Here is a 22,418-nt window from a genome sequence, read left to right on the forward strand (position 1 = left end):
CTCTGGTCGACCACGGCGTGCGGTGCAGCGTTCGGAAGGCCTACGTGCCGCTGGTGGAACTCGCGGTGTCGTCGGTCCGGTACGCGATGCGTTCCGACACGGAAACCACGCCGTCCACACTCCGGCACAGCCGCACAATGATCGGGATCAGACTCCTGACATCGACGGACCCACCGAGCGTGACCTGCCCTTCGTGCACCTCTGCGGTCACCTCCGAAGGGCCGAGGCGCATCGTCGACTGCAGCACATCCCGGTTGATCTCATCGCGGATGGCGTCGTCGCGACGCAGGAAGATGCGCAGCAAGTCGCTGCGGCTGAGGATGCCTTGCAGTCTGTCCGCCGCGTCCACCACGGGCAGCCGCTTGACGTTCTGAACTGCCATGAGGCGAGCCGCCTCGACAACGGTCCAATCCGGACGCGCGCAAACGGCCGGAGCCGACATCAGTTCCTCGGCGCGGGCTCCCTCGGCCTTGGCCCGCTCCCACGCCTCCAGATGCGGCATCGGCACCCGGCCTGACGGGTCGGACTGGCCGGACGACTTGCGCAGCAGATCGGCCTCGGACACCACACCCATCGGGCGGTCCAATTCGTCCACGACGGGTACGGCGGTGACATCGTTCTCGGCAAGCAGCCTGACGATCTCCTTGAACGGCACGTCACGCCGTACCCGGACGACCTTCCGGGTCATGAGCTCTCCGACTGTTCGGTGGTGCATTCCGCCCTCCCTTCGGCGTCGTGACAACCAGTCACGGTCACAGATCAAGCCTGTCAGGGGCCGGGCGTCATCGGATGAGCCGTCCGGCCCCCATTTGGGGCCGATCGGGCCGAGACCGGCCCGTATGGCCCTCCGGACTCGGGCTTCTCGACCCATGCGCCAGGACACCGCGCGTGGCACTTTGGGGGTACAGCGACGCTTCGCAGGAGCGGTGATGATCATGCGAGCTCACCTTGGCGATCAACTCGTCGTCGAAAGCCCAAGCACCGGCGCCACCAGGCGCGACGGTGAAATCGTCGGGCTCCACCACACGGACGGAACGCCCCCGTACGACGTGCGCTGGTCGGACACGGACGAAGTGACGCTCGTGTTCCCCGGGCCGGACGCGCACATCCATCACGTCGAGCACGGGCCGGGCGAAACGCCGTCCCACGCAGCACACGGCCCCAGCGACATCGGCCGGCGAGTGGCACTCGAACGCGCGCGGCAAGGACTGACCCGGACAGAGACAGCGCGGCGCGCCAAAATGGCGCCGCAGTACCTGGCGTACATCGAAGAGCGTCCGGCCGACCCCAGCCTGGCGAGCCTCATCAGGCTGGCCGACGCGCTGGGGACCACCACATCCGCTCTGCGCGGCGGCGGCATCGATCTACCGCCCGGCCGCGGTCAGGCGCTCCTGCACCCTCGGCTGCGAGACCTCGAAGGCGAGGAATGCCGCGCCCTGCTTTCCACGCATGGCGTCGGCCGCGTCGCCGTATCGACGCCCGATGGCCCGGCGGTCATCCCCGTGAACTACGAGGTCGTCGATGACGCGATCGTCTTCCGTACCGCATCTGGCTCCGCCCCGGCGGCAGCCATAGGAACGGACGTGGCTTTCGAGGTCGACCACGTGGACGAAGCGATGAGCCGGGGCTGGAGCGTGCTCGCAGTCGGCCCTGCGCGGGCCGTTACGGAGCCCGACGCGGTACGACGGCTGGCCGATCGCGCGCACACCAGGCCGTGGGCAGGGGGCAACCGCGAGCTGTGGATCTCGATCCAGCCCGAGCGCCTCACGGGACGGAGTATCAGTCCGTCGGATCAGTGAGCGTCTTCGGGATTACGCCGCGGCAGCGCGGAGACGAGTCGGGCGACAGCGGCCCCGGATGCGGCCTCCCGCGACGGACTCCACGATGAAGGCATGGTGCCCGTCCGCCCCGCCGACCGTTTCGACGCCTTCAGGGCCCTCGCCGAACGGCGTGGGAAACCTGCAGGCCGGTTGATGACGTCGCTGGCAGTGGCCCGGACTGGCACGGCGACCCGCCCCGAGGCCTGGGCGCCGGCTGTGGCCGCCGATGTTGGCCTGCCTGCCGCTGCCGCGCTAGGACCGGCCAGTTACTACGCGGACTTCGCCGCCCCGCACGGCCGCCGTCACATCCGGGTATGCGCCGCGACAGCGTGCTTCGCCGCCCAGGCCGGCCTGCATCTCACCGCTGTCGAGCGCGAGCTGGGCGTCACCGCGGGCACAGCCTCTTCCGACGGAGTGGCGTCGGTACAGACCGTGCGCTGTCTCGGATACTGCTACGCGGGGCCCGCCGCGCTCGACGGGGATGTGCCCTGCACGGGCCCGACCCTGGCTGGTCAACTCGCGGGTCGGGAGCCACCGCGGGCGCCTGGGATCCCGGCGGCCGACGCCACCGGCGACCCGGTTCTGCTGGGCGGTGTGGTGTCCGGCGAACGCCCGTGGCAGGTGTGGCCTCGGACGGTGACGGAACGTACTCCCGACGAGGTGCACCAGCAGGTGGACGCATCCGGGTTGCGGGGGCGCGGCGGCGCGGGGTTCCGGGTGGCCGCGAAATGGGCCGCGGCGGGCCGTCGTCCTGACACCGTGGTCGTGGCCAACGGGGATGAGGGCGATCCCGGCTCCTACGCCGACCGGCTGCTGATGGAGGCCGACCCGGGGCGGGTGCTGGAAGGGCTGGCCCTGGCCTGCTTCGCCTGCGGAGCGTCCCAGGGCGTTGTGCTGGTGCGCTCCGAGTATCCGATGGCCCTGGCCCGGATGCGCGAGGCGGTCGGGCAGGCGTACGCGGACGGTCACCTAGGCCCATCCCTGTACGGAACGACCACCACCCTGGACATCCAGGTCGTCGAAGGCGCCGGCTCGTACGTTGCCGGTGAGGAGACCGCGCTGATCGCGGGTCTTGAGGGCGGCCGGGGCTGTGCCAGGCCGCGCCCGCCCTACCCGACCGAGCGCGGGCTGTGGGGTGCGCCGACCGTGGTCAACAACGTCGAGACCCTTGCGGCTGTCCCATGGATCGTCCGGCGCGGTGGCGCGGCATATGCACGGCGCGGGACGGCGTCCGAGACCGGGACGAAGCTGGTCTGCCTGTCCGAACGGTTCGCGCGACCGGGTGCGTACGAGGTCGAACTCGGCACTCCGGTGCGGCGCATTGTCACCGAGCTGGGCGGCGGCCTGAAGGACGGCACCGAGCTGGTCGCTCTCCAGGTCGGCGGCCCGCTGGGCGGCTTCCTGGCGGCCGACGCGCTGGACGTGCCGCTCACGGAGGCCGACCTCACGGCCCGGGGCGCCGCCCTGGGCCACGCCGGACTGGTCGCCTTCGACCGGAGCGTGGCACCGCAGGATGTGCTGCTCCACATCTGGCAGTTCGCCGCCGCCGAGAGCTGCGGCGCCTGCTCACCCTGCCGCGTGGGCTCACGCCGCGGTCTGGAGATGGCCTCTGCGGGGACACCGCCCGGAGAGGAATACGGACGGCTGTCGCGGGTGCTGGCCGAGGCGAGCCTGTGCGCCTTCGGACGCCGGATCCCGCCCGCGGTGCGCAGCCTCGCCCGCGCGTACGGCGACCGGCTGGCGGGATGGGACCAGTGACCGGGACCGACATCGACGGCACGAGCGTCGAGGTGCCCGAGGGAACCTCGCTGCTCTCGGCCGTACGCGCAGCGGGCATCGAGCTCCCCTCGCTCTGCCACGACGACCGGCTCAGCCCCGCAGGATCGTGCCGTACCTGCCTGGTACGGGCCGACGGGCGAATCGTGGCGGCCTGTGTCACCCCGGCCGTCGCAGGCGCACGCGTCGAAACCGGCACCGACGATCTGCAGTTGCTGCGCCGGGACGCGATGGAGCTCATCGCCTCCGCCCTGCCGCCGAGTGCCCTGGCCGACGACAACCGCAGCGAGTTGGCGCAGGCCTGCCGGTCGCTGGGGATCGGCTCGGGCGCGGCACAGGGTGCCGGAGGCCGGGGGAGCGACGAGTCGCACCCGTACGTTCACCTCGACCGCGACCTGTGCATTGCCTGCGGCCGGTGCGTCCGCATGTGCTCCGAGGTGCAGGGCACCTTCGCCCTCACCCTCGTCGGCCGGGGCGCCGACACCGTCGTGGCTCCCGGCACCGGCGGACCGTGGGCCGAGTCGGACTGCGTGGCCTGCGGCGGCTGCGTCGACACCTGCCCCACCGGTGCGATCACCGAGCCGGGCCCGGGGCGCGGGCTCACCTCGGCGAACCGGCCGGAGGCAGGACTCACACGCACCACCTGCGGCTACTGCGGTGTCGGCTGCTCCCTTGAGGTCACCACCCGGAACGGCGAGGTCAGCGCGGTTCTGCCCGCTCGGGACGGCCCCGTCAACCAGGGGCACGCATGCGTCAAGGGCCGCTTCGCCCACGGATATCTCGCCTCGCCCGAACGGCTCACCCGGCCACTTCTGCGACAACGCGACGGACGGCTGGAGCCCGTCGGCTGGGACGAGGCGCTCGACCACATCGCCCGCGGACTGCGCGCAGCGGTTGACGCCGGCGGCCCCGACGCCGTGGCGGCGATCTCCTCCGCGCGGGCGACCAACGAGGAGAACTACCTGATCCAGAAGTTCATGCGGGTCGCGATCGGAACCAACAACATCGACAACTGCTCCCGGCTCTGCCACTCCCCGTCCGCTGCCGGCCTGGCTGCCTCCTTCGGGCTCCCCGGCGGCACCGACAGCTTCGACGACGTCGAGCGTTCCGACTGCCTGCTGGTGGTCGGGGCCAACCCGGTCGAGGCCCACCCGGTGGTCGGGGCGCGACTGCTCCAACGCGTGCTGCACGGAGCCCGGTTGGTCGTCGCCGACCCGCGGGCCGTCGGCCTCGCCCTGCACGCGGACGTGCACCTGCGGCCGCGCCCCGGCACCAATGTCGCCCTGTTCCACGGCCTCGCCCATGTGCTGCTCGCCGAAGGCCTGACCGACGCGGACTTCCTTCGCGAGCGGGCCACCGGCCTGCCGGAACTCGCCGAGCTGCTTGCCGACTACCCACCCGACCGGGTGGCGGACATCACCGGCGTGCCCGCCGCGCACCTGGTCGCTGCCGCCCGGCTCTACGGCCGTGCCGAACAGCCCGCAATCGTCTACGGCCTGGGCGTCACCGAACACCTCCACGGCACCGACGGGGTCCGCGCCCTGTCCAACCTGGCGATCCTGCGGGGCGCCGTCGGCACGGATCACGGCTATGGGATCAATCCGCTGCGCGGTCAGAACAACGTGCAAGGCGCCTCCGACATGGGCGCGTTGCCCGATGTCCTTCCCGGGTACCGGAAGGTGACGGACCCGGCTGCCCGGTCACGGGCCGAGGAACTGTGGGGCGCGCCCGTTCCGCAGCGGCCCGGGATGCGTATCCCCGAGATGTTCGCGGCCGCGCGGGGCGGGGATCTGCGAGCGCTGTGGATCGTGGGGGAGGACGTGTGCGCCACCGACCCCGACACGCAGCGGGTGACTCAGGCCCTGGCCGCCTGTCCGCTCGTCGTCTGCAATGAGCTGTTCCTGTCCGAGACGGCTCGCCGCGCGGACGTCGTGCTGCCGGTCGCGTCCTGGCTGGAAAAGGACGGCACCTTCGTCAATTTCGACCGCCGCTTCCAGCGGGTGCGCGCCGCCGTTTCCCCGCCGGGAGAAGCCCGTACCGACTTCGCGGCCGTACACGCCCTCGCCTCCGCCCTGGGCGTCGACCTCGGCTGCCCGACCCCGGCCGCAGCCCTCGCCGAGTGCGCCCGGCTCACTCCCCTCTTCGCCGGTCTGTCCCACGACCGGCTGGACCGCGAGGTCGCCGTCCCGTGGCCCTGCCCCGGCCCCGACCGCCCTGGGGAAGCCACGTTGTACCGGCGCCGGTTCGCCACCGCGGACGGCCGGGCCCATCTGGCCGCCGCCCCCTATCTCCCGCCGGGTGAGCAGCCCGACGAGACGTATCCGCTGGTCCTGGTCACCGGGCGGCGCTGGGCGCACTACAACTCCGGCAGCATGACGCGGCGCGGTGGCAACCTCAGGCTCGATCCGGTCGACCACCTGGACCTCCATCCCGACGACGCCGCCCGGTACGGACTGCGCGACGGCAAGCCGGTCACGGTGGAGAGCCGGCACGGCCGGGCCCTGCTGGTCGCCCGGGTCGGCGAAGAGATGGCGCCCGGCCAGGTCTTCTGCTCCTTCCACTTCCCGGCGAGCGGCGTCAACAGCCTCACCTCCGACCGCTCGGACACCGTCACGTCCTGCCCCGAGTACAAGGTCACAGCAGTACGCGTGTCCAGGCCGTGACGGCGACCGGCAAAAACACGACGATGGGTACCGGATCCCCCGTACTGACACCCGGTGACGGGGGCCACGGGGCGCCGTCCCCCAGGGGGGGCCGCCGGCCCCGCCGTGCAGACCCTCGCGACCGGGGAGGTCTTCGTGGCACTGGGCATCTCGCCGCGGGGACTGGCGTCGGCGGAGGTGACGGCGCGGCGGGCCCGGTTCGGCCCCAACGAGCTGCCGCACGCTGGACGGCCCGGCCGCCCAGGGGCTGCGAGTGCTTGCGGTGGATGGCGGCCTGTGACAGCCGCCCAGCGTCATCCGAGAAGGCCAACCCACCGTCCCCACGCCCGAGATGCGGCTCCAGCCCGGCGACGCACTCCACGTCGTCTCCCACGCCGCCACCGAACAGGAGGTCCTCGCCGCCTTCCAGTGACGATCATGGGCCCAGGCCCACCGCCGAATGGTCAGGTGGTCCCGCAGACGACCTCGACGAAGTGGCCCACCTGTTCCTCCGACAGGCGACGTGCGAGATCCGCCTCGCTGATCATGCCGACCAGGCGATGGTTGTCGATGACCGGCAGCCGCCGGATCCTGTGCTCCTCCATGGCCCGCAGGACTTGGTCCGTGTCGGCCTCGGCGTCAATCGTGATCGGCTTGCCCTGTGCGAGCTGGCCCGCAGTCATGCTCCTCGGGTCCTTGCCCTTGGCAAGACACTTCACCACGATGTCACGGTCGGTAATGATCCCGTGAAGCCGGTCGTCCGGCCCGCAGATCGGCAGAGCGCCGACATCCAGCTCACTCATCCGGCGCGCCGCGTCCTCCAGCGTCTCGCTCTCCTGGACGCAGGTGGTACCGACGTGCATGATCTCCCGTGCAGTCGTCATGGCCGTCTCCTTCCTCGCGATCTGCGCGGGGAGATCCCACAGAGCCGGACCGCCCCGACTGGTACTTCTCAAGGCCAGTGTGGATACTCCGCATCCCGTACGCATGCCGGGGAAGAAGCCAGGCGCTGCTCTGCCCCATCCACGGGTACATCGCCCCGGCCAGCCTCACCGGCAGCTCGGCAGGCCTGCGACAGCCCCCGGTTGCGGTGGTTCAGCAGCGCCCGGAAGACCGGTTCGCTCAGCGCGAGCGACAGTCCCTGGGGCCACTCACTGATCGGCCGGACTGATGCGGCGTCCCGTGAGGCGCGTGGGCGACGGCTGGCCGACCCCCACGGCACGTGAGGCCTGGCGGGACCGGCCGACCTGCCGCAGCATGCGTCCTCGGTTACCTCCATATCGGCAAGCGGCGACCTCGTCGCGGCCGCGACGAGGTCGCCGACACCGGGAAAGGCGGACTGCAGGAACGTCAGCGCCCCCGCCCTTGGAGACGGACCCAGCGCTCACCGGCGCGGGTCTCCGGGCCGACACCGGACAACCGAGAGGTTGTCCACGTTGCTTCGCCATCGGCGGTCACATACCAGCAATCCGGCGGGTGCTCGGCCCGGTCGCGGCAGCGCCGATGCCCTCGATGTCGCGCTGGGCGACATCCACCAGGTGCTGGCCGAGGTCGCGCATGGCCCTGCCCGCCGCCAGTTCGTCACCGATCTCCGGCACGTCCGCGTCCGCCGGGTTACAGTGCGCGACCCCGTAGCCGGTGAGCGCAGTGGCTCCGGTATCCAGCACCACACGTGCCTTGGTCGTTCCCTCATCCTCGAAGAGGTAGAGGCGAACCTTCCACTCCACCGTATGCGGCATCACTGCACTCCTCACCTCGGTACGGACCGATGTGGTCCGGCGATGGTTCGTTCCGGGCTCGAGGCCGCTCGGCTGGGCCCAGGGTCTCCTCCTCGATGCGCCGCCGGACCCGGTCAGCCGCCCAGCACGCCGTACCGGGACCGGGGACGCCGCCCTCGCCGCCCGCGTGGCGCAGCGAAGGGCACGCCCGGGCCATGAACCCAGGTGCCCGGCACAGCGGCGACTGACTCGTCTTGCGTGTCTCACACATCAGCCAACGGGACCGCCGGGTCGATCTCCAGCGGGTCTTACTCGGCGGAGAGATGATCGACGACCTCGGCGACATCTTCGATCTCCTTGATCTGCGCCAGCAGTCGGGGGATGCCGTCCTCGTCCATCCGGCCGCTGAGTTCGACCACGCCGTTGTGGACGGTCACTTCGACCGTGTCCCGGGCTTTCGGGAAATGGCGTTCGAGAATCTCGGACTCGACCTCCTGGCGGATCATCGAGTCGTCGCGCACGAGTGCCTGCAGCAACGCATGCCTCTGCACCACACCCACGAGGCGTCCTTCGTGATCCGTGACCGGCAGCCTCTTGAGCCGGGAAAGCGCCATCACCCAGGCGGCTTCGGCAACCGACGCTCCGGGGTACACCGCGACCGCCGGGCTCGTCATCAATGTCTCGGCCGTCTCGCCGTGCGCCTTCTCGTGGATTCGCCGCTCGCGCAGCCTGCCGATCGGGCCGGGGCGGTGGCCTGATGCCTCGACCGCAGCCTTGGCCAGCAGGTCGGATTCCGATACCACGCCCATCACCCGGTCCTCTTCGTCGACGACCGGCACGGAACCTACACGCTCCCGCGACAGCACCCGGGCGATCTCCATGAACGGCAGGTTGCCCCGGACCGAGGCAGCTGGTACGTCCATCACCTCTCGCACGCGCAGCGGCGTGGGCGTGGCAGCGGGCGAGGGCTCCGGCTGCTCGGGGGGCCGCTCTTCGTGGACGGGCGGCTCTTCATGGGCAGGCCGCGCGCCGACCGCCTGCTTCGTGGAAATCGCGGCGACAGCACCGATGTAGCGCACCAGCATGTCCTGCCGATGGGTTTCCTCGGGACTCCAAGCCCGGCCTGGCATGGCGCGGCGGGCCTCGGCTCCTGCAGAGAACTTCTCGCGCTCGCTCACAGCGGCCTCCCAGATCGACAGGCGTTTCTGCCACATCAACAGTGTTCCGCCATTTGCGTCCCAGCCAAGTGCCGGACGGCCCCAGGTGGCCTGACAGACGGCCCATGCCAGGGCGACAGGCCGCATTCGATGTGGAACCTTGAGAAGGAGGCGACGGAAGAGAGGGCCACCGTGGTGAAGTTTCCCAACTTCCTCGCGCGATTCCGCCCCGTCGGCACCCCGGGGGCGGCCGCCACCGGAGTCCCCGCGGACCGCACGACCGAGCTGGCTGCCGAATTGGAGTCTTCCTTGTCGCAGCTGACTCAGGCCCAGGAACAGGCCGCCGCGATCCGTGCAGCCGCATCCCGGGAGGCAGCGGCCATCCGCCAGGAGGCCGGCGCAGAAGCGGCTCGGATCGTGGCCGAGGCCAGAGGCAGAGCCGCACACGTACGACAGGATGCGGCCACCCCCCTGCTGCTGGCGGCTCGCAAAGAGGCGGCCCGATCGCTCGCCGTGGGCGAGCAGACCGCGGCGCAGCTGCGGCGCCGGGCGGCGGAGCGGATGCCCGTCGTGGTCGACCGCTTGGTGGCCGAAGCGTTCCGGGGGCTGGGCGGCCCTGGACCGGACGACACCGGAAGACCGCGATGGGCCCCGGGTGGGTCGGGGCGGTGACCAGGGCGCGGGCCCTGATCACCCGGAGTTTGGGCGTCTCGGGCGCCAGTGAGGTCGCAGCCGCCGCGACACTGGGCGCTGCCCTGCGACAGCTCGCTGCCACGCCCTACCGCAGATACGTCACGACGGACGCCACGCTGGCGCAGGCGCAGCGAGCGGTGTCAGCAACTCTCCTGTGGCATCTGCGGGTACTGGCGGGATGGCTCCCGTACACCGGGGCGGATGCCCTGAGGCTGCTGGCCGCCGGATTCGAGGTCGCCAACGCCGAGCAGCGGCTGCGGTCGCTCTCCGGCGGTTCGGCGCCGCAGCCGTACCGGCTGGGCTCACTGGCCACCGCATCGCGCCGGATCGGACAGGCAGCCGCACCGAGCGAACTGCGGGCCGCGCTCACATCCTCGGCATGGGGAGATCCGGGCGGAGACTCACCGGCCGCGATGGCCACGGGCATGCGGATCTCGGCCGCCGCCCGCACCGCTGAACGGCTGCCGCCGGCGCGGCGGTGGGCCACCGGCCGCGCCGCCCTGCTGATGGGCCGTGAGCTGTTCGTCCACGGCCGTCCCCTGACGGAGCCGACAGCCCGTCGTGCCAGTGAGCTCCTGGGCCGACGGGCGATCGAAGCCTCTTCCTTCGAGGAGTTCCGGGCGTTGCTGCCCCGCCAAGCGCGCTGGCCGCTGGACGACGTCGCCGACGCGGGCGAACTCTGGCGGGCGGAAGCCCGGTGGTGGACCGCCCTGGAGGAGGACGGCGTCGCCATGACACACGACAGGGGCTATGGCCTCACTCCTGTGGTGGGCGCCGTCGCCGTGCTGTCCGTGGACGCGTGGCGGGTCCGGGCCGCGCTGGAGCTCGCCGCACGCGGCGGCGGATCGCTGGAGGTGCTCGGTGCCGTGGACTGAGGTCATGACGCCGGTGCGTATGCAACGGGTGGCAGTCGTTGCACCTCGTGCGGTGCTCAGGGAGACACTGGTGAGGATCGCCGATGCGGGATGCGTGGAACTCGACCGCGCCGAGGAGGGGAGCCCGGGCCCGGCCGCGCGGCTGCTTCAGCGCCTTGCATCTCCCCCGGCCGCTCCGGTGCTGGCTGCCGAGGCGCCCGACCTTCATGTCCTGGAGCGGGAGCACCGCATGGGGCTCCTGGCGGGTGAGGCTCAGCTGGAGGAGCGCCTGGCCGGTGCCGTCAAGCGCGGGGACGTGGCCGCGCTCGCCGGCTGGTGCCCGGCCGGGGAAGCTGTTCGCCTGGCTGAGCGGCTCGCGGGCACCGGGGCCGCGCTGGTGCGGCTGCCGGTCCCTCGTGGGATGGATCCGCCGACGCAGTTGCGCGCCACGGGGCGGCCCCAGGGCTCGTTCACACCTCTGGTGACGACCTACGGCACGGTGCCCTATGCGGATGTCGACCCGACCTGGCCGGCCGGGATCTCCTATGTGGCGATGTTCGGTGTGATGTTCGGGGACGCCGGTCACGGCGCGCTGCTGCTCCTCGGCGCCCTGCTGCTGCGGCTCGGCCGCCCACGGCGACTGCTGCCACTGCGCCACCTTTGGCCTTTCCTGGCCGGAGCGGGCGTCGCAGGGACCCTGGCGGGGATCGCCTACGGCGAGTTCTTCGGGCCGACCGGGGTCCTTCCGGTTCTGTGGCTGAACCCGCTGGACGAGCCGGAGCGGCTGCTCGTGGCCGCGATCGGGCTCGGCGCGGTACTGCTCGTACTCGCCCATGTGGGCGGGACCGTGAACCGCTGGCGGGAGGGCGGCCCGGCCAATGCCCTGTACGCGGCCTCGGGAACCGCGGGCCTGACACTCTTTCTGGGACTCGCACTGGGCGGCGCGGGCCTGTTTCTCCACCGCCCTGGGTATGCCGTTGCCGGGGTGGTGCTCGCCTCGGCAGGACTGGCACTGACGGTGACCGGGCTGTACGCAGCCACGGCCGGCGGGCTCGGCGGAGCGGCTCAGACCGGCGTCCAGCTCTTTGATGTCGTGGTGCGGATCGGCACGAACACCGTGTCCTTCGCCCGCCTCGCGGCCTTCGGTCTCACCCATGCGGCACTCGGAGATCTGGTCTGGCGCGCCACATCAGGGCTGGCTTCGCGAGGCGCCCTGCCGCTGATCGGGGCGGCGCTCGTGTTCGTCGCCGGTACTGCGGTCGCCTTCGCACTTGAGGCACTGGTCGCCGGAGTACAGGCACTGCGGCTGGAGTTCTACGAACTCTTCTCCCGTGTCTTCACGGCTCAGGGTCGGCCGTTCCGCCCCTGGCACGTGCCCACGGGACATCTGGAGGTGACCTCGTGATCACTTGGCTCGTCGTCATGCCCGTTCTGGCGGCCGGTTTCTGGGCCGTACGTCTGCTGGCCCGGCGGCGTGGGAAAGGAGCCGTACGGTGGCTTCTGATCTCCAACCTCGCTCTGCTCGGCGGTGCGTTCGTTCTGCTGGCGACGGCTCTCGGAGGTGCGGCCGAGGCTGCCCCAGGCCAGGCCGCCGCAGATCAGGGGGTGGGATCGGCAGCACTCATTGGGGCCGCCATCGCGGTGGCCGGGGCGTCGATCGGCGCCGCCATCGCTGTCGCGTACACCGGAGCCGCGGCGCTGGCGGCGCTGAGCGAACGGCCCGAACTCTTCGGGCGGGCCATGGTGATCGTGGGACTCGCGGAAGGGATCGCCGTGTACGGCTTGGTCGTCGCCATCCTGCTCATCGGGAAGGCCTGACCATGGGCACCGTGGCCGCTATCGGAGAGCAGGTCCGGGTGGGCGGGCTGAGTCTGGTCGGTGTCACGGTCCATGCGGCCGAGGATCCGGAGGAGGTCCGCCGCGCCTGGCAAGTGCTGCCCGGGGGGTCCACGCTCGTCATCCTCACCCCGGCGGCCGCGAAGGCGCTCGGGGCCGTCGCGCTGGAGAGCGTTCGGCCACTGGTGGTGGTGATGCCGCCATGACCCGCCCGCCCGCCGACCCGGCCGACGCCCTGGAGCCCGCACGTGCCGAGCTGCGGCGCGAGGCCGAGGCCGATGCCGCAAGGCTGCTCGCCGAGGCGCACAAGGACGCGGCAGATGCGCTGGCGGCGGCCCGTGCGGAGGCCGCGGAGATCCTCGACAGGGCTCGGCGAGAGGGGGAGGCTGACGGTGCCTCGGCCGCGGCGGAGGAGCGAACGCATGCCCGCGGCATGACCAGAGTCCTTGAACTCGCTGCCCAGGGCGAGACGTACCAGGAACTGCGCCGCCGCGTCATCGAACGCGTCCAGCAGGCCGGTCGGGGTTCTGCCCCCGTGCAGGCATCCCTTCAGGCGCGGGCCAGCTTGCTGCTCGGGCCGAAAGCGCAGATCACCGCGCACGCCGACGGCGGAGTCGTGGCCGTTGCGTCCGGGAGGCGGGCCGACCTCAGCCTGACGGCCCTGGCGAATCGTGCCCTGGACAGGGCCGGCGCGGAGGCGGAGTCCCTGTGGGCGCCGTAGACCCGCCACGGATCCTGCGGGTGGCGGGGCCTCTGGTCGAGCTGGACCGCGCTGCCGGTACCGCCATGCATGACGTTGTGCTTCTCGGAGACGCCAGGCTTCCCGCAGAGGTGGTGGCCATCGCCGGCGACGTGGTCACCGTGCAGGCGTACGAGTACACCGGCGGCCTGGCTCCCGGACATACGGCACGCCCGCAGGGCAGTCCGTTGTCCGTTCCGCTCGGCCCGTGGCTGCTCGGCGGCGTCTACGACGGTCTGCTGCGGCCGCTCCAGGGGGCCGGGGACCGGCTTGTCACCGGCTCGGGCTCTCTTGTGTCCGACGAGCGCACCTGGCCATTCACCCCGTGTGTGACGGAGGGGCAACAGGTCGACGAGGGCGAGGTTGTCGGCGAAACCGGCGGCCCTGGCCCCGTGCCCGTCAGTGTGCTGGTACCCCCGGGCTGCTCGGGTGCAATTTCGCGCGTTGCCCCGGAGGGCCGGTACCCGGCGGAAGCGGTGCTGGCCGTCGTGACGGACACCGAGGTTCGCATGGCGGCCCCCTGGCCGGTCCGACGCGCCCGCCCGGTACGGGAGCGCTTGCCGGCGACACAGCCGCTCACCACCGGACAGCGCGCCATCGACCTCCTGTTCCCCGTGGCGCGGGGCAGCGCGGTCGCCGTTCCAGGAGGCTTCGGCACGGGCAAGACAGTGCTCCTGCAGCAGATTGCCAAGTGGTGCGACGCTCACGTGATCGTCTACGTCGGATGCGGAGAGCGCGGCAACGAAATGGCCGACGTGATCAAGGAGTTGTCCGCGCTCGACGACCCGAGGACAGGGGGCAGGCTCGCCGACCGCACGGTGACCATCGCCAACACCTCGAACATGCCGATGATGGCCCGGGAGGCGAGCATCCACACCGGGGCCACGGTCGCCGAGTACTTCCGGGACATGGGGCTCGACGTCGTGGTCATCGCCGACTCGACATCCCGCTGGGCCGAGGCATTGCGTGAGTTCGCCTCCCGCATGGGCGCGCTGCCCACCGAGGAGGGCTATCCCGCCGGACTGGCCTCGGAACTCGCGGCGTTCTACGAACGGGCCGGAGCGGTACGGACACTGGGCGGTCGAGAGGGCTCGGTCTCCGTGATCGGTGCAGTCTCGCCCCCCGGCGGCGATCTCACTGAGCCTGTCACGGCACACACACAGCGTTTCGTGCGGTGTGTGTGGACCCTCGACCGGGAGCTGGCCTACGCCCGGCACTACCCCGCTGTCTCCTGGTCGGATTCGTTCTCCCGCGAGGTCGGTGCCCTCGCCGTCGTCCACGCACAGTCAGGAGATCCGGCCTGGGCGGAGCGACGCGGCAAGGTGGCCGCGCTGCTCTCGGAGGCCGACCGGCTTGCCGACCTCGTCGACCTCGTCGGCATCACCGCGCTGCCCGCACAGGAGCGGGTCAGCGTGCTCGGCGGCCGCCTGGTCCGCGAGGGCGTGCTTCAACAGAGCGCGCTGTCGGAGCTGGACGCTTACTGCGCGCCGGAGAAGACAGCCGCGTTGGTGGATGCCGTCCTGGCGGTCGTCGCCCGCTGCCGGGACCTGGTCGAATCGGGCACAGCGGCCGAAGCCGTCGAAGAGGCCGACTTCACACCTCTGTTGCGCGCCCGCGAAGAGGTGGACCCGGACGATGCCGCCGGTGTGCACACCCGCCGGGACGAAGTTCTCGCCGGCCTCCGGGAGTTGGCGTCATGACCGACTGGGGAGAGATCGAGTACACGGCCGTCCGGGAGCTGCGCGGGCCACTCGCAGTCGTCGAGGGCGTGGCAGACGTCGGCTGGGACGAGTTCGTGCGGATCAGTCTTGACTCCGGCGAAGTGCGGCACGGACTCGTCCTGGAAGTCGACCGCGACCTCGCCGTGGTCCAGGTCCTGGAGGGTACGGCCGGAATGGCTGCCGACCGCACCCGGGTTGCCTTCGCCGGCACTCCCCTGCACATTCCCGTCGGAGCCGGCTGGCTGGGACGCGTGTGCAACGGCCGCGGTGAGCCGATCGACGGAGGCCCTCCGGTCTTCGGTTCCGCCGACGCCGCCGTCGGGGGCTCCCCGATCAACCCGGTGCGGCGTGAGCCGCCGGCCGAGCCGGTGCTGACCGGTGTCGGTGCCGTCGATGTGCTCACCACGCTGGTACGGGGTCAGAAGCTGCCGGTCTTCTCCACGGCCGGGCTGCCCCACCTCGAACTGGCAGTTCAGATCGCGGCTCAGTCGACGAGCGGGGGTGAGCCCTTCTGCGTCGTCTTCGCCGGCATGGGGCTCACACACGCCGATGCCGCCGGCGTCCGCGCGGGCCTCGCGGAACGGTTCGGCGCGGGCGAACTGGCGCTCATGCTCAACACCGCCGACGACCCGGTGATCGAACGGCTGCTCACTCCTCGTGTGGCTCTCACCGTCGCCGAGCATCTGGCCTTCGAGGAGGGACGGCACGTGCTGGTCGTCATGACCGACATGACCGCGTACGCGGAGGCATTGCGAGAGGTGTCCGCCGCCAGGGGCGAGATTCCGGGCCGACGTGCGTACCCCGGCTATCTCTACAGCGACCTCGCCTCGCTGTACGAGCGGTGCGGGAAGATCCGGGGAGTGCCCGGCTCCCTCACCGTACTGCCGGTCCTCACCATGCCTGCCGGCGACATCACGCACCCGGTTCCCGATCTGACCGGGTACATCACCGAAGGCCAGATCGTGCTGTCGCCAGAGGCCCACGCTCGCGGTGTGTACCCGCCCGTGGACCCTCTCGCCTCGCTCTCCCGGCTGATGCGCAAGGGGGCAGGGCGGGGCCGGACGCGGGCCGACCATCTGGACGTCGCCGCCCAACTGCTCGCCGCTCTGGCCCGGGCCCGGCAGATCCGCGAACTCGCCGACCTGATCGGACGAGCGGCTCTGAGTCCGACCGACGAGCGGTATCTGGACCTCGACCAGGCGTTCCTGGACCACTTCCTGGCCCAGCGGCCCGACGAGAAACGTCCCTTCGACGAGGCCCTGGACCGCGCCTGGCAGGTGCTGCGCACCTTGCCACGGAGCCAGCTCGGAATGATTCCGGCCGAGTTCCTCGACGCCCTCGGCGACGAGGCTGCGGACGTGGGGGGCGACGGGTGACCCGGGCACGGCGTGTTCCTCCTGGTCGGGCCGGGCGGCTGCGTCTTCGACACAACCTGGAAGTGGCACTGCGCGGCGCCGACCTGCTGGAGCGGAAACTGCGAATCCTCCGAGGCCGTCAGCAGAGCCTCCAGGAGACGGAGGAGAGCGCGCGCCGCGCCTGGCTCGAGCTGCTGGCGGAGGCCGAGACCTGGCTGCTGAGGGGGCTGGCTCTGAGCGGGGAAGGGGTCCTGGAGGCATCCGCTGTCGCGGACCGAGCCGACGTAACCGTCGAATGGACAACCTCCATGGGGGTTCTGCACCCGTCCGGAGTTGTCTGGACGCCGGCGGTACGGTCCCCGGATGAGAGGACCCCGGGGAACGCGGCCCTTGCCCGCGCCGAGGCCGCCTACCGCGAGGCGGTGCGCGCCGCGGCGGAGTACTCGGCTGCCCGCACCGCCTCCCGTTTGGTCGGGGCCGAGGCGGAGCGGACCCGGCAGCGGACCCGTGCACTGCGCAGGCACTGGATCCCACGACTGACCGAGGAACTCGCGGCGGCGGACTTGGCGCTGGAGCAGTCGGAGCACGAGGACTTGATACGGCGACGATGGGCCGCCGGTGTGCCGGACAGGCCGACGACGCCGTAGTGCTCACCTGCTGCCGCACGTGCTTTCCCGTACGGGAAAGCAGCCTGCCCCGGGTACGGCCCGACACCCAGGACCATTGGCCCTTCCCTGGGCCCCTGCGGCCCTCTCGCGCCACCGCCCGCCCGGTGCCACCGTAAGAGAGATCCCTTCACAGTGTGGGAGGAAACCGTGGACACATCCGAAAGACCGGAAACCGGGCCGGTCGTTGCGGGCGTGGACGCCGCCAGCGCCGCTGCGGCCGTGCTGTGGGCGCGGCCGAGGCGGACCTGCGAGGGCAGCCGCTGCGCATCGTGTACACGGCAAGGTACGGACAGCCGGGCGGCGTATGCGTCGGTCAAGACCTCCAGTAGGGCCCGTAGCCCAGCCCCCTGTGTAAGCCGCTCCGAGACACCCCCGGAGGAGACATGTCGGACCCCAGCAATCGCCCTCACATCACAGTGGGTGTCGACCCGCTCAAGCCGAGTCTTCTGGTTCTCGCCTGGGGCGCCGACGAGGCCGTACAGAGGCACCTGGCAGTGCGCCTGCTGCTCGCGGTGCCCACGGAAGAGCACCGGGACGTCGCCCACAGAGAAGGCCTGCCGCACCATCGTGCCCTGCGCAAGCGGGGCGCGGACTCACTGGAAGCGGCGGCCTCATTCGTGCGGGCGCGCCATCCGGACCTTGAGCTGACCACTCATCTGATCGACGGCAGCCCGGCCCTCTCGCTGTGCCACGAATCCGCGAAGGCGCACATGATCGTCCTCGGCACACGTCGCCTCAGCCGAGCCGAGGAGATTCTGAGCGGCGGTTCCATCGTGGTCCCGGTGACGGCACAGGCGGACTGTCCTGTCGTTGTGGTCAGCGAGCCGGAACACATCACCCAGGACCCGCCGTACCTCGTCGTGGGCGTCGACGGCAGCGTCTCTTCTCTCGCCGCGGTGGCGCAGGCCATGGAGGAGGCGAGCCTGCGCGGTGCCGCAGTGCGTGCGGTCTGGGCGTGGCCACGCCCGGTGTTCGCCCACGGCGACGAGTCGGCAGGCTTCAGCGAACGCCGCAGGCTGCTCTCGGAATCCACTGCCGGGTGGGCGGACAAGTACTCCGACGTCCGGTTGACCCACGAGGTCGTGCGCGGCCACCCTGTGGAAGAGCTGGCCCGTAGCTCCGAACATGCGTTGTCTGTTGTCGTCGGAAGACGAGGCCGCGGCGGCTACACAGGCATGCGCCTGGGGTCGGTGGTGCATGGACTGCTGCACCGCGCGGTCTGCCCGGTGATCACCGTTCCCACGCCACCCGCGAAATGAGGACCGGGTGTGCGGTCGGAGCTGACTGGAACACCGGTACGTCAGCGGACCGGCACCCAGAGGAATCGCCACTGCTCTTACCTCCTCCCGCCGGATTCCGCGCCCACCCGGGCCCTGCCGCATCGGGGTCCACATGCGCCGCTGGAAGATTTGGGGTACTCCTCGAATGAGAAGCGGCCGTGCTCGGCGCATCGGCGCAGATGCTCACACATCGAGTACTCCTCGCGGTCGCCTGCAAGGCCACCAACGAGGGCACGGGGGACGACAGCAGCCCGGTCAGCCGGACTCGCTCACCGTCGTTCCAGCTTGGTACGAGACGGAGGCAGTCGCCATGGAGCCAGTCGTCACCGTGGGCCTCGACGGCTCACCCGAGAGCCTTGCCGCCGCCCATTGGGCCGCCGACGAAGCCGAGCGGCGCAAGCTCACGCTGCGCCTGCTGCACGCGTGGCCTCTGCTGGTGCCGGAACCGACCCGCATCCCCGCCGAGATGGACCAGAACTACTGGGCGAAGCGGATCGTGCACAACGCGCGGGCGGAGCTCCAGGCGCGTCACCCGGGCCTCTCCATTGTCGGCAACCTGGTCGCCGACGACGCCCAGGACGCACTGCTCCAAGCGGCATCGGAGTCCGAGATGATCGTGCTCGGTTCGCGGGGGCTGGAGCCCGTCGAGAGCTACTTCCTGGGCGACATCAGCATGCCCGTTGTGGCACGGGCCGAGCGGCCGGTGGTCCTCGTACGTGCCGAAGCCCCCGAAGAAGGGCCACCGCCCACCCCAGGTACGGCAGGTGGCGTAGTGGTGGCTCTGAAATTGCACGGCCCATGCGACGACCTGCTCGAATTCGCCTTCGCCACCGCCGCAGCGCGGGGCATGCCTCTTCGGGCCGTGCATGGCCGAAGCGTGCCGATCCATGCGCGTGTTCCCTGGGGCGTGGATCACGACGTGACCGAAGAGATCACGCAGGACGCGCAAAATCAGTTGAGCCAGGCCCTCCGTCCCTGGCGCGAGAAGTTTCCGCGAGTGGAGGTGGCCGACAGCGTCGATCTCGAAAGCCCCGCCAAGGCCGTGGTACAGGCCGCCAAGGGCGCCGGGCTGCTGGTGGTCGGCCGACGCAAGCATCGTCCCGCCGTGGCGCCACGTCTGGGTTCCGTGGCCACGGCCGCCATCCATCACGCGCGCTGCCCTGTCGCCGTCGTCGCCCATGACTGAGCCGAGCCGCCGCCGCGAGCCGATGGTGTCGATGCATCAGGCCGACGCGTCTGCGCTCCGGACAGGCACTGGCATTGATGGGCCACCGCTCCCGCGAGCAGAGGTGTGCGAGACCCATACCGCGGTCGTTTTCTTCGTCGGCGACCGCGTCTACAAGCTCAAGAAGCCGGTGGACCTGGATTTCTTGGACTACTCCACCGTGGCGGCTCGGCGTACGGCGTGCGAGCGGGAACTGGCTCTCAACCGTCGCTTCGCCCCCGACGTCTACCTGGGTCTGGGAGAGTTTCGCAGCCCGGGCGCGGACACCCCGGAACTCCTCGTCGTGATGCGCCGCATGCCGACGGAGCGCCGCCTCTCCCGGCTGATAAGCGAGGGCGTCGTCGTCGACGACGCCCTGCGGGCCGTCGCCCGGCAGCTCGCCGCCCATCACGCGGATGCGCCCCGCAGCCGGGACGTGGACGAGCAGGGCACCCGGGACGCGCTGTCATCGCGCTGGGAAGCCAGCTTCGCGCAGGTCCACGCGCTGGCCGACGACGCACACGCCTCTGACGACGTGGAGGAGGTCGAGCGGCTGGTGCGCCGCTACCTCGCCGGCCGCAAGCAACTGTTCGACACGCGCATCGCGCAGGGGCGGATCGTTGACGGCCACGGAGACCTGCTCGCGGAAGACATCTTCTGCCTCGATGACGGCCCGCGCGTCCTGGACTGCCTGGAGTTCGACGACCACCTGCGCTACGTCGACGGCCTCGACGACGCCGCCTTCCTGGCCATGGACCTGGAACAGCGGGGAGCCCCGGAGGCCGCAGGGTTCTTCCTCGCCCAGTACAGCGAGTACTCCGGTGACCCGGCGCCGCCGTCCCTGCGGCACCACTATGTCGCCTACCGCGCCTTCGTCCGGGCCAAGGTCTCCCTCATCCAGGCCCGGCAGGGCGCGCCCGGCGCTGAGTCCGCGTCACGGCGACTGGTCCTGACGGCGCTGCGTCACCTGCGGACTTCCGCTGTCGGCCTGACGCTCGTCGGCGGGCTGCCGGGCAGCGGGAAGTCCACACTCTCCGGCGCGCTGGCCGATCGCCTCGGCGTCACGCTGCTCAGCAGCGACCGCCTCCGCAAGGAGCTGGCGGGCATCCCAGCAGAACAGTCCGCGGCGACCGGCTACGGCGAGGGTCTGTACACACCCGAGTGGACCGCCAAGACCTACGCGGCCCTGCTCGACCGCGCATCCGCCCTGTTGTCCACGGGAGAGTCCGTGGTCCTGGACGCCACCTGGTCCGATGCGGAACAACGCGAAGCTGCCCTGCGCATGGCCGAACGCGTCAGCGCCGACCTGGTGGCCCTGCACTGCCAGGTTCCGGGCGAGGTGTCGGCGGCCCGCCTGCGTACGCGCGCCCCCGGAGCATCCGACGCAGGGCTGGAGGTGGCCACCGCCATGGCAGGCAAGGAGTCGCCATGGACGGAGGCGGTCACGGTCGACACCAGCGGTCCTTTGGAGGCCGCCGTCGTCCAGGCGCTGGCAGCCGTACGCCCTTACGGCACCGGCCAGGCCCCAGTCTTCCGCCGCCCCTACATGGAACCGGACTGAGGAGAGTCGCGACGACGCAGCGGGCGGTCCCGCCCTGTGCAGGGGAACCGACGAAATGCCCTGGTCAGCGACTATGCGGATCGTAGAAAGATCGATTCCCGCGATTAGGTTGATCGTTTCCCACCGCGCAGGTGAGGGCGCCTTCCAGTCAGGCCGAGGCGGTACCGCCTCGGTAGTTCTTCGACCTTGGCCACGTCGTGATCGAGGGTGGGCACCAGGGTGCCGTCCACGATCAGCACGGTGTCCTTGCGGAACCGACGCCGCGTGCGCCCGCAGCGCCAATTTGCGGCCCGAGATTGTTGATGATCCGGTCGGCTGCGGACTTTGAGATCCCGAAGAGCGGGGCAAGCTGCCGCAGCGTCAGATTGGTGCGCCAGTAAGCCGTGACCAGCAGCACCCGGTCTTCCGGGTCGAGGTTCCAGGGCCGTCCACGCCCTGCTGCCGCAGCGCGATCACCAGCTTGCCGAAGCAGCGCGGGCTCAGCCCGGTAAACGGGAAATCCAGGACGGCCCCGAAGCCGTGATCACACCTGTCACATGAAGATCATCTCGCGCGGTGAGATCACTCCCGTGGGCGCTGGCCTACTCGGATTGCAACTCGCGAACTCGGGCACGGAACATGCGCCAGCGCCTCTCGTTCTCATGCACAAGCGTGGCCGACTCCGCCATCAGGTCGGCAGCCCGGTCGAACAGCTCAGAAGCCGAATAGAGGTAGGAAGGGGCCTTCCGCCCACCGCGCAGGTCGGCCCGAAGCGCCGCCGGGGAGAAGTCAACCCGGTCCAGCAGGTCAAGGGCGCGGCGCAGCAGCCGCGCGATCAGAGCCTGCATGCCCGCCGACTGCCAGTCATTGGCGATGATCCGGTGCCGCTCCCCCAGCAGGTCGGCAAGCGCCGGAAAGGCAGCCAAGCTCCCCGCGATCTCCCACGCCTGCTCCATCGCCTGGGCCAGCCAGGCACCACCCTGCTCGGTATCATCGGCAAGCATGCCGACTTCACGCTTCAGCCTCCGGAGTTCGGCGGGCTCGCCCTCCCCTTCCATGAAGAGGATCCCCGACTCCGCTACGAGCCCCGGAGCATTGAGGTCCTCCGTGCCGACGAACACAATCCCCGACGCCTGCTCACTGGCCTCGACGTCGCTCCACCGATCGGCCAGTGACTTCAGCGCCCGAGATCGCGCCTGGAGCTCACCCGCCTGCCGCAGTGGCGCCTGCGAGTAGTACTCCTCATGCTCTCGATGGAACCGCGAGAGGTTGTCGATCACCTGCAGCAGTGACTCGGGAGGAGTGAGCTGCGCCTCGTCCTCGGGCATGCCAGCAGTCTGCACGACGCCTCACGCCAACGGCATCGGGGCACGCCCATCAGGTGAGCACCAGCTCGTTTGGCGGGAGGCGGCATT

At 70.8% G+C, this 22,418-nt stretch carries 20 protein-coding genes and 2 pseudogenes; 16 read left to right on the forward strand and 6 right to left on the reverse strand.

Features of this window, described 5'->3' with window-relative positions; genetic code table 11:
* Positions 1 to 40 precede the first annotated feature (40 nt).
* Entirely contained in the window at positions 41 to 715 is a 675-nt protein-coding gene (locus OHA61_RS36060) for a CBS domain-containing protein (RefSeq protein WP_266484835.1), read from the reverse strand.
* Between the two features lie 220 nt (positions 716 to 935).
* Between OHA61_RS36060 and OHA61_RS36065 the strand changes: the two genes are divergently transcribed.
* The 4 genes and pseudogenes from OHA61_RS36065 to OHA61_RS36080 all read left to right on the forward strand — a co-directional run.
* A complete protein-coding gene (locus tag OHA61_RS36065; protein WP_406307591.1) occupies positions 936 to 1,799 on the forward strand; it encodes a pyridoxamine 5'-phosphate oxidase family protein in 864 nt (287 codons plus the stop codon).
* A gap of 93 nt (positions 1,800 to 1,892) precedes the next feature.
* A complete protein-coding gene (locus OHA61_RS36070; RefSeq protein ID WP_406306574.1) occupies positions 1,893 to 3,578 on the forward strand; it encodes an NAD(P)H-dependent oxidoreductase subunit E in 1,686 nt (561 codons plus the stop codon).
* Positions 3,575 to 6,259 (forward strand): formate dehydrogenase subunit alpha, encoded by a 2,685-nt coding sequence (gene fdhF, locus OHA61_RS36075; RefSeq protein ID WP_406306575.1) that lies wholly within the window; start codon positions 3,575 to 3,577, stop codon positions 6,257 to 6,259. Before OHA61_RS36070 ends, fdhF begins: the two co-directional genes overlap by 4 nt.
* A 135-nt stretch (positions 6,260 to 6,394) precedes the next feature.
* Positions 6,395 to 6,478, forward strand: a pseudogene (locus OHA61_RS36080) (cation-transporting P-type ATPase); the annotation flags it as partial.
* 224 nt (positions 6,479 to 6,702) lie between these two features.
* Here the strand turns inward: OHA61_RS36080 and OHA61_RS36085 are convergent.
* From OHA61_RS36085 to OHA61_RS36095, 3 genes are all read right to left on the reverse strand, one after another.
* Positions 6,703 to 7,122, reverse strand: coding sequence for a CBS domain-containing protein (locus OHA61_RS36085; protein WP_406306576.1), 420 nt, complete (start codon positions 7,120 to 7,122; stop codon positions 6,703 to 6,705).
* A gap of 570 nt (positions 7,123 to 7,692) precedes the next feature.
* Complete coding sequence (locus tag OHA61_RS36090) at positions 7,693 to 7,977, reverse strand: DUF1876 domain-containing protein (RefSeq protein ID WP_406306577.1); 285 nt, start codon at positions 7,975 to 7,977, stop codon at positions 7,693 to 7,695.
* 287 nt (positions 7,978 to 8,264) lie between these two features.
* Positions 8,265 to 9,170, reverse strand: coding sequence for a CBS domain-containing protein (locus OHA61_RS36095; protein ID WP_406306578.1), 906 nt, complete (start codon positions 9,168 to 9,170; stop codon positions 8,265 to 8,267).
* A 93-nt stretch (positions 9,171 to 9,263) separates the two neighbouring features.
* Here OHA61_RS36095 and OHA61_RS36100 point away from each other — a divergent pair, with 93 nt between their 5' ends.
* The 12 genes from OHA61_RS36100 to OHA61_RS36155 all read left to right on the forward strand — a co-directional run bounded on the left by OHA61_RS36100 (position 9,264) and on the right by OHA61_RS36155 (position 21,024).
* Positions 9,264 to 9,785, forward strand: coding sequence for a hypothetical protein (locus OHA61_RS36100; RefSeq protein ID WP_406306579.1), 522 nt, complete (start codon positions 9,264 to 9,266; stop codon positions 9,783 to 9,785).
* A complete protein-coding gene (locus OHA61_RS36105) occupies positions 9,782 to 10,681 on the forward strand; it encodes a hypothetical protein (protein WP_406306580.1) in 900 nt (299 codons plus the stop codon). Before OHA61_RS36100 ends, OHA61_RS36105 begins: the two co-directional genes overlap by 4 nt.
* A 70-nt stretch (positions 10,682 to 10,751) precedes the next feature.
* The gene (locus OHA61_RS36110) at positions 10,752 to 12,065 is read left to right on the forward strand and encodes a V-type ATPase 116kDa subunit family protein (RefSeq protein WP_406306581.1); all 1,314 of its coding nucleotides are present in this window, start codon (positions 10,752 to 10,754) and stop codon (positions 12,063 to 12,065) included.
* Complete coding sequence (locus OHA61_RS36115; RefSeq protein WP_360884527.1) at positions 12,062 to 12,478, forward strand: ATP synthase subunit C; 417 nt, start codon at positions 12,062 to 12,064, stop codon at positions 12,476 to 12,478. Before OHA61_RS36110 ends, OHA61_RS36115 begins: the two co-directional genes overlap by 4 nt.
* Before the next feature lie 2 nt (positions 12,479 to 12,480).
* Positions 12,481 to 12,702, forward strand: a complete 222-nt coding sequence (locus tag OHA61_RS36120; protein ID WP_406306582.1) for a hypothetical protein — start codon at positions 12,481 to 12,483, stop codon at positions 12,700 to 12,702.
* Entirely contained in the window at positions 12,699 to 13,217 is a 519-nt protein-coding gene (locus OHA61_RS36125) for a hypothetical protein (protein WP_406306583.1), read from the forward strand. The genes OHA61_RS36120 and OHA61_RS36125 overlap by 4 nt, the downstream gene beginning before the upstream one ends.
* On the forward strand, positions 13,205 to 14,935 hold the full coding sequence (locus tag OHA61_RS36130; RefSeq protein WP_406306584.1) for a V-type ATP synthase subunit A: 1,731 nt from the start codon (positions 13,205 to 13,207) through the stop codon (positions 14,933 to 14,935). Before OHA61_RS36125 ends, OHA61_RS36130 begins: the two co-directional genes overlap by 13 nt.
* A complete protein-coding gene (locus OHA61_RS36135) occupies positions 14,932 to 16,332 on the forward strand; it encodes a V-type ATP synthase subunit B (protein ID WP_406306585.1) in 1,401 nt (466 codons plus the stop codon). The genes OHA61_RS36130 and OHA61_RS36135 overlap by 4 nt, the downstream gene beginning before the upstream one ends.
* Entirely contained in the window at positions 16,329 to 16,958 is a 630-nt protein-coding gene (locus OHA61_RS36140; protein ID WP_406306586.1) for a V-type ATP synthase subunit D, read from the forward strand. Before OHA61_RS36135 ends, OHA61_RS36140 begins: the two co-directional genes overlap by 4 nt.
* A gap of 404 nt (positions 16,959 to 17,362) precedes the next feature.
* The gene (locus tag OHA61_RS36145) at positions 17,363 to 18,238 is read left to right on the forward strand and encodes a universal stress protein (RefSeq protein ID WP_406306587.1); all 876 of its coding nucleotides are present in this window, start codon (positions 17,363 to 17,365) and stop codon (positions 18,236 to 18,238) included.
* Between the two features lie 331 nt (positions 18,239 to 18,569).
* Positions 18,570 to 19,445 (forward strand): universal stress protein, encoded by an 876-nt coding sequence (locus tag OHA61_RS36150; protein ID WP_406306588.1) that lies wholly within the window; start codon positions 18,570 to 18,572, stop codon positions 19,443 to 19,445.
* A gap of 103 nt (positions 19,446 to 19,548) precedes the next feature.
* On the forward strand, positions 19,549 to 21,024 hold the full coding sequence (locus OHA61_RS36155) for an AAA family ATPase (protein WP_406306589.1): 1,476 nt from the start codon (positions 19,549 to 19,551) through the stop codon (positions 21,022 to 21,024).
* Positions 21,025 to 21,184: 160 nt separating this feature from the next.
* Here the strand turns inward: OHA61_RS36155 and OHA61_RS36160 are convergent.
* Both OHA61_RS36160 and OHA61_RS36165 read right to left on the reverse strand, forming a co-directional pair.
* Positions 21,185 to 21,560: pseudogene (locus OHA61_RS36160) on the reverse strand (transposase family protein); the annotation flags it as partial.
* A 45-nt stretch (positions 21,561 to 21,605) separates the two neighbouring features.
* Positions 21,606 to 22,331, reverse strand: a complete 726-nt coding sequence (locus OHA61_RS36165; RefSeq protein WP_406306590.1) for a hypothetical protein — start codon at positions 22,329 to 22,331, stop codon at positions 21,606 to 21,608.
* Positions 22,332 to 22,418: the final 87 nt, after the last annotated feature.

It is taken from the genome of Streptomyces sp. NBC_00885 (genome assembly GCF_045207475.1).
Taxonomy (GTDB): domain Bacteria; phylum Actinomycetota; class Actinomycetes; order Streptomycetales; family Streptomycetaceae; genus Streptomyces.

Coding starts and splice junctions, on each gene's coding strand:
- OHA61_RS36120 (WP_406306582.1), top strand. CDS start 12,481: ATGGGCACCGTGGCCGCTATCGGAGAGCAGGTCCGGGTGGGCGGGCTG.
- OHA61_RS36135 (WP_406306585.1), top strand. CDS start 14,932: ATGACCGACTGGGGAGAGATCGAGTACACGGCCGTCCGGGAGCTGCGC.
- OHA61_RS36095 (WP_406306578.1), bottom strand. CDS start 9,170: ATGTGGCAGAAACGCCTGTCGATCTGGGAGGCCGCTGTGAGCGAGCGC.
- OHA61_RS36065 (WP_406307591.1), top strand. CDS start 936: ATGCGAGCTCACCTTGGCGATCAACTCGTCGTCGAAAGCCCAAGCACC.
- OHA61_RS36145 (WP_406306587.1), top strand. CDS start 17,363: ATGTCGGACCCCAGCAATCGCCCTCACATCACAGTGGGTGTCGACCCG.
- OHA61_RS36070 (WP_406306574.1), top strand. CDS start 1,893: ATGGTGCCCGTCCGCCCCGCCGACCGTTTCGACGCCTTCAGGGCCCTC.
- OHA61_RS36090 (WP_406306577.1), bottom strand. CDS start 7,977: ATGCCGCATACGGTGGAGTGGAAGGTTCGCCTCTACCTCTTCGAGGAT.
- OHA61_RS36060 (WP_266484835.1), bottom strand. CDS start 715: ATGCACCACCGAACAGTCGGAGAGCTCATGACCCGGAAGGTCGTCCGG.
- OHA61_RS36150 (WP_406306588.1), top strand. CDS start 18,570: ATGGAGCCAGTCGTCACCGTGGGCCTCGACGGCTCACCCGAGAGCCTT.
- OHA61_RS36085 (WP_406306576.1), bottom strand. CDS start 7,122: ATGACGACTGCACGGGAGATCATGCACGTCGGTACCACCTGCGTCCAG.
- OHA61_RS36165 (WP_406306590.1), bottom strand. CDS start 22,331: ATGCCCGAGGACGAGGCGCAGCTCACTCCTCCCGAGTCACTGCTGCAG.
- OHA61_RS36125 (WP_406306583.1), top strand. CDS start 12,699: ATGACCCGCCCGCCCGCCGACCCGGCCGACGCCCTGGAGCCCGCACGT.
- OHA61_RS36100 (WP_406306579.1), top strand. CDS start 9,264: ATGTGGAACCTTGAGAAGGAGGCGACGGAAGAGAGGGCCACCGTGGTG.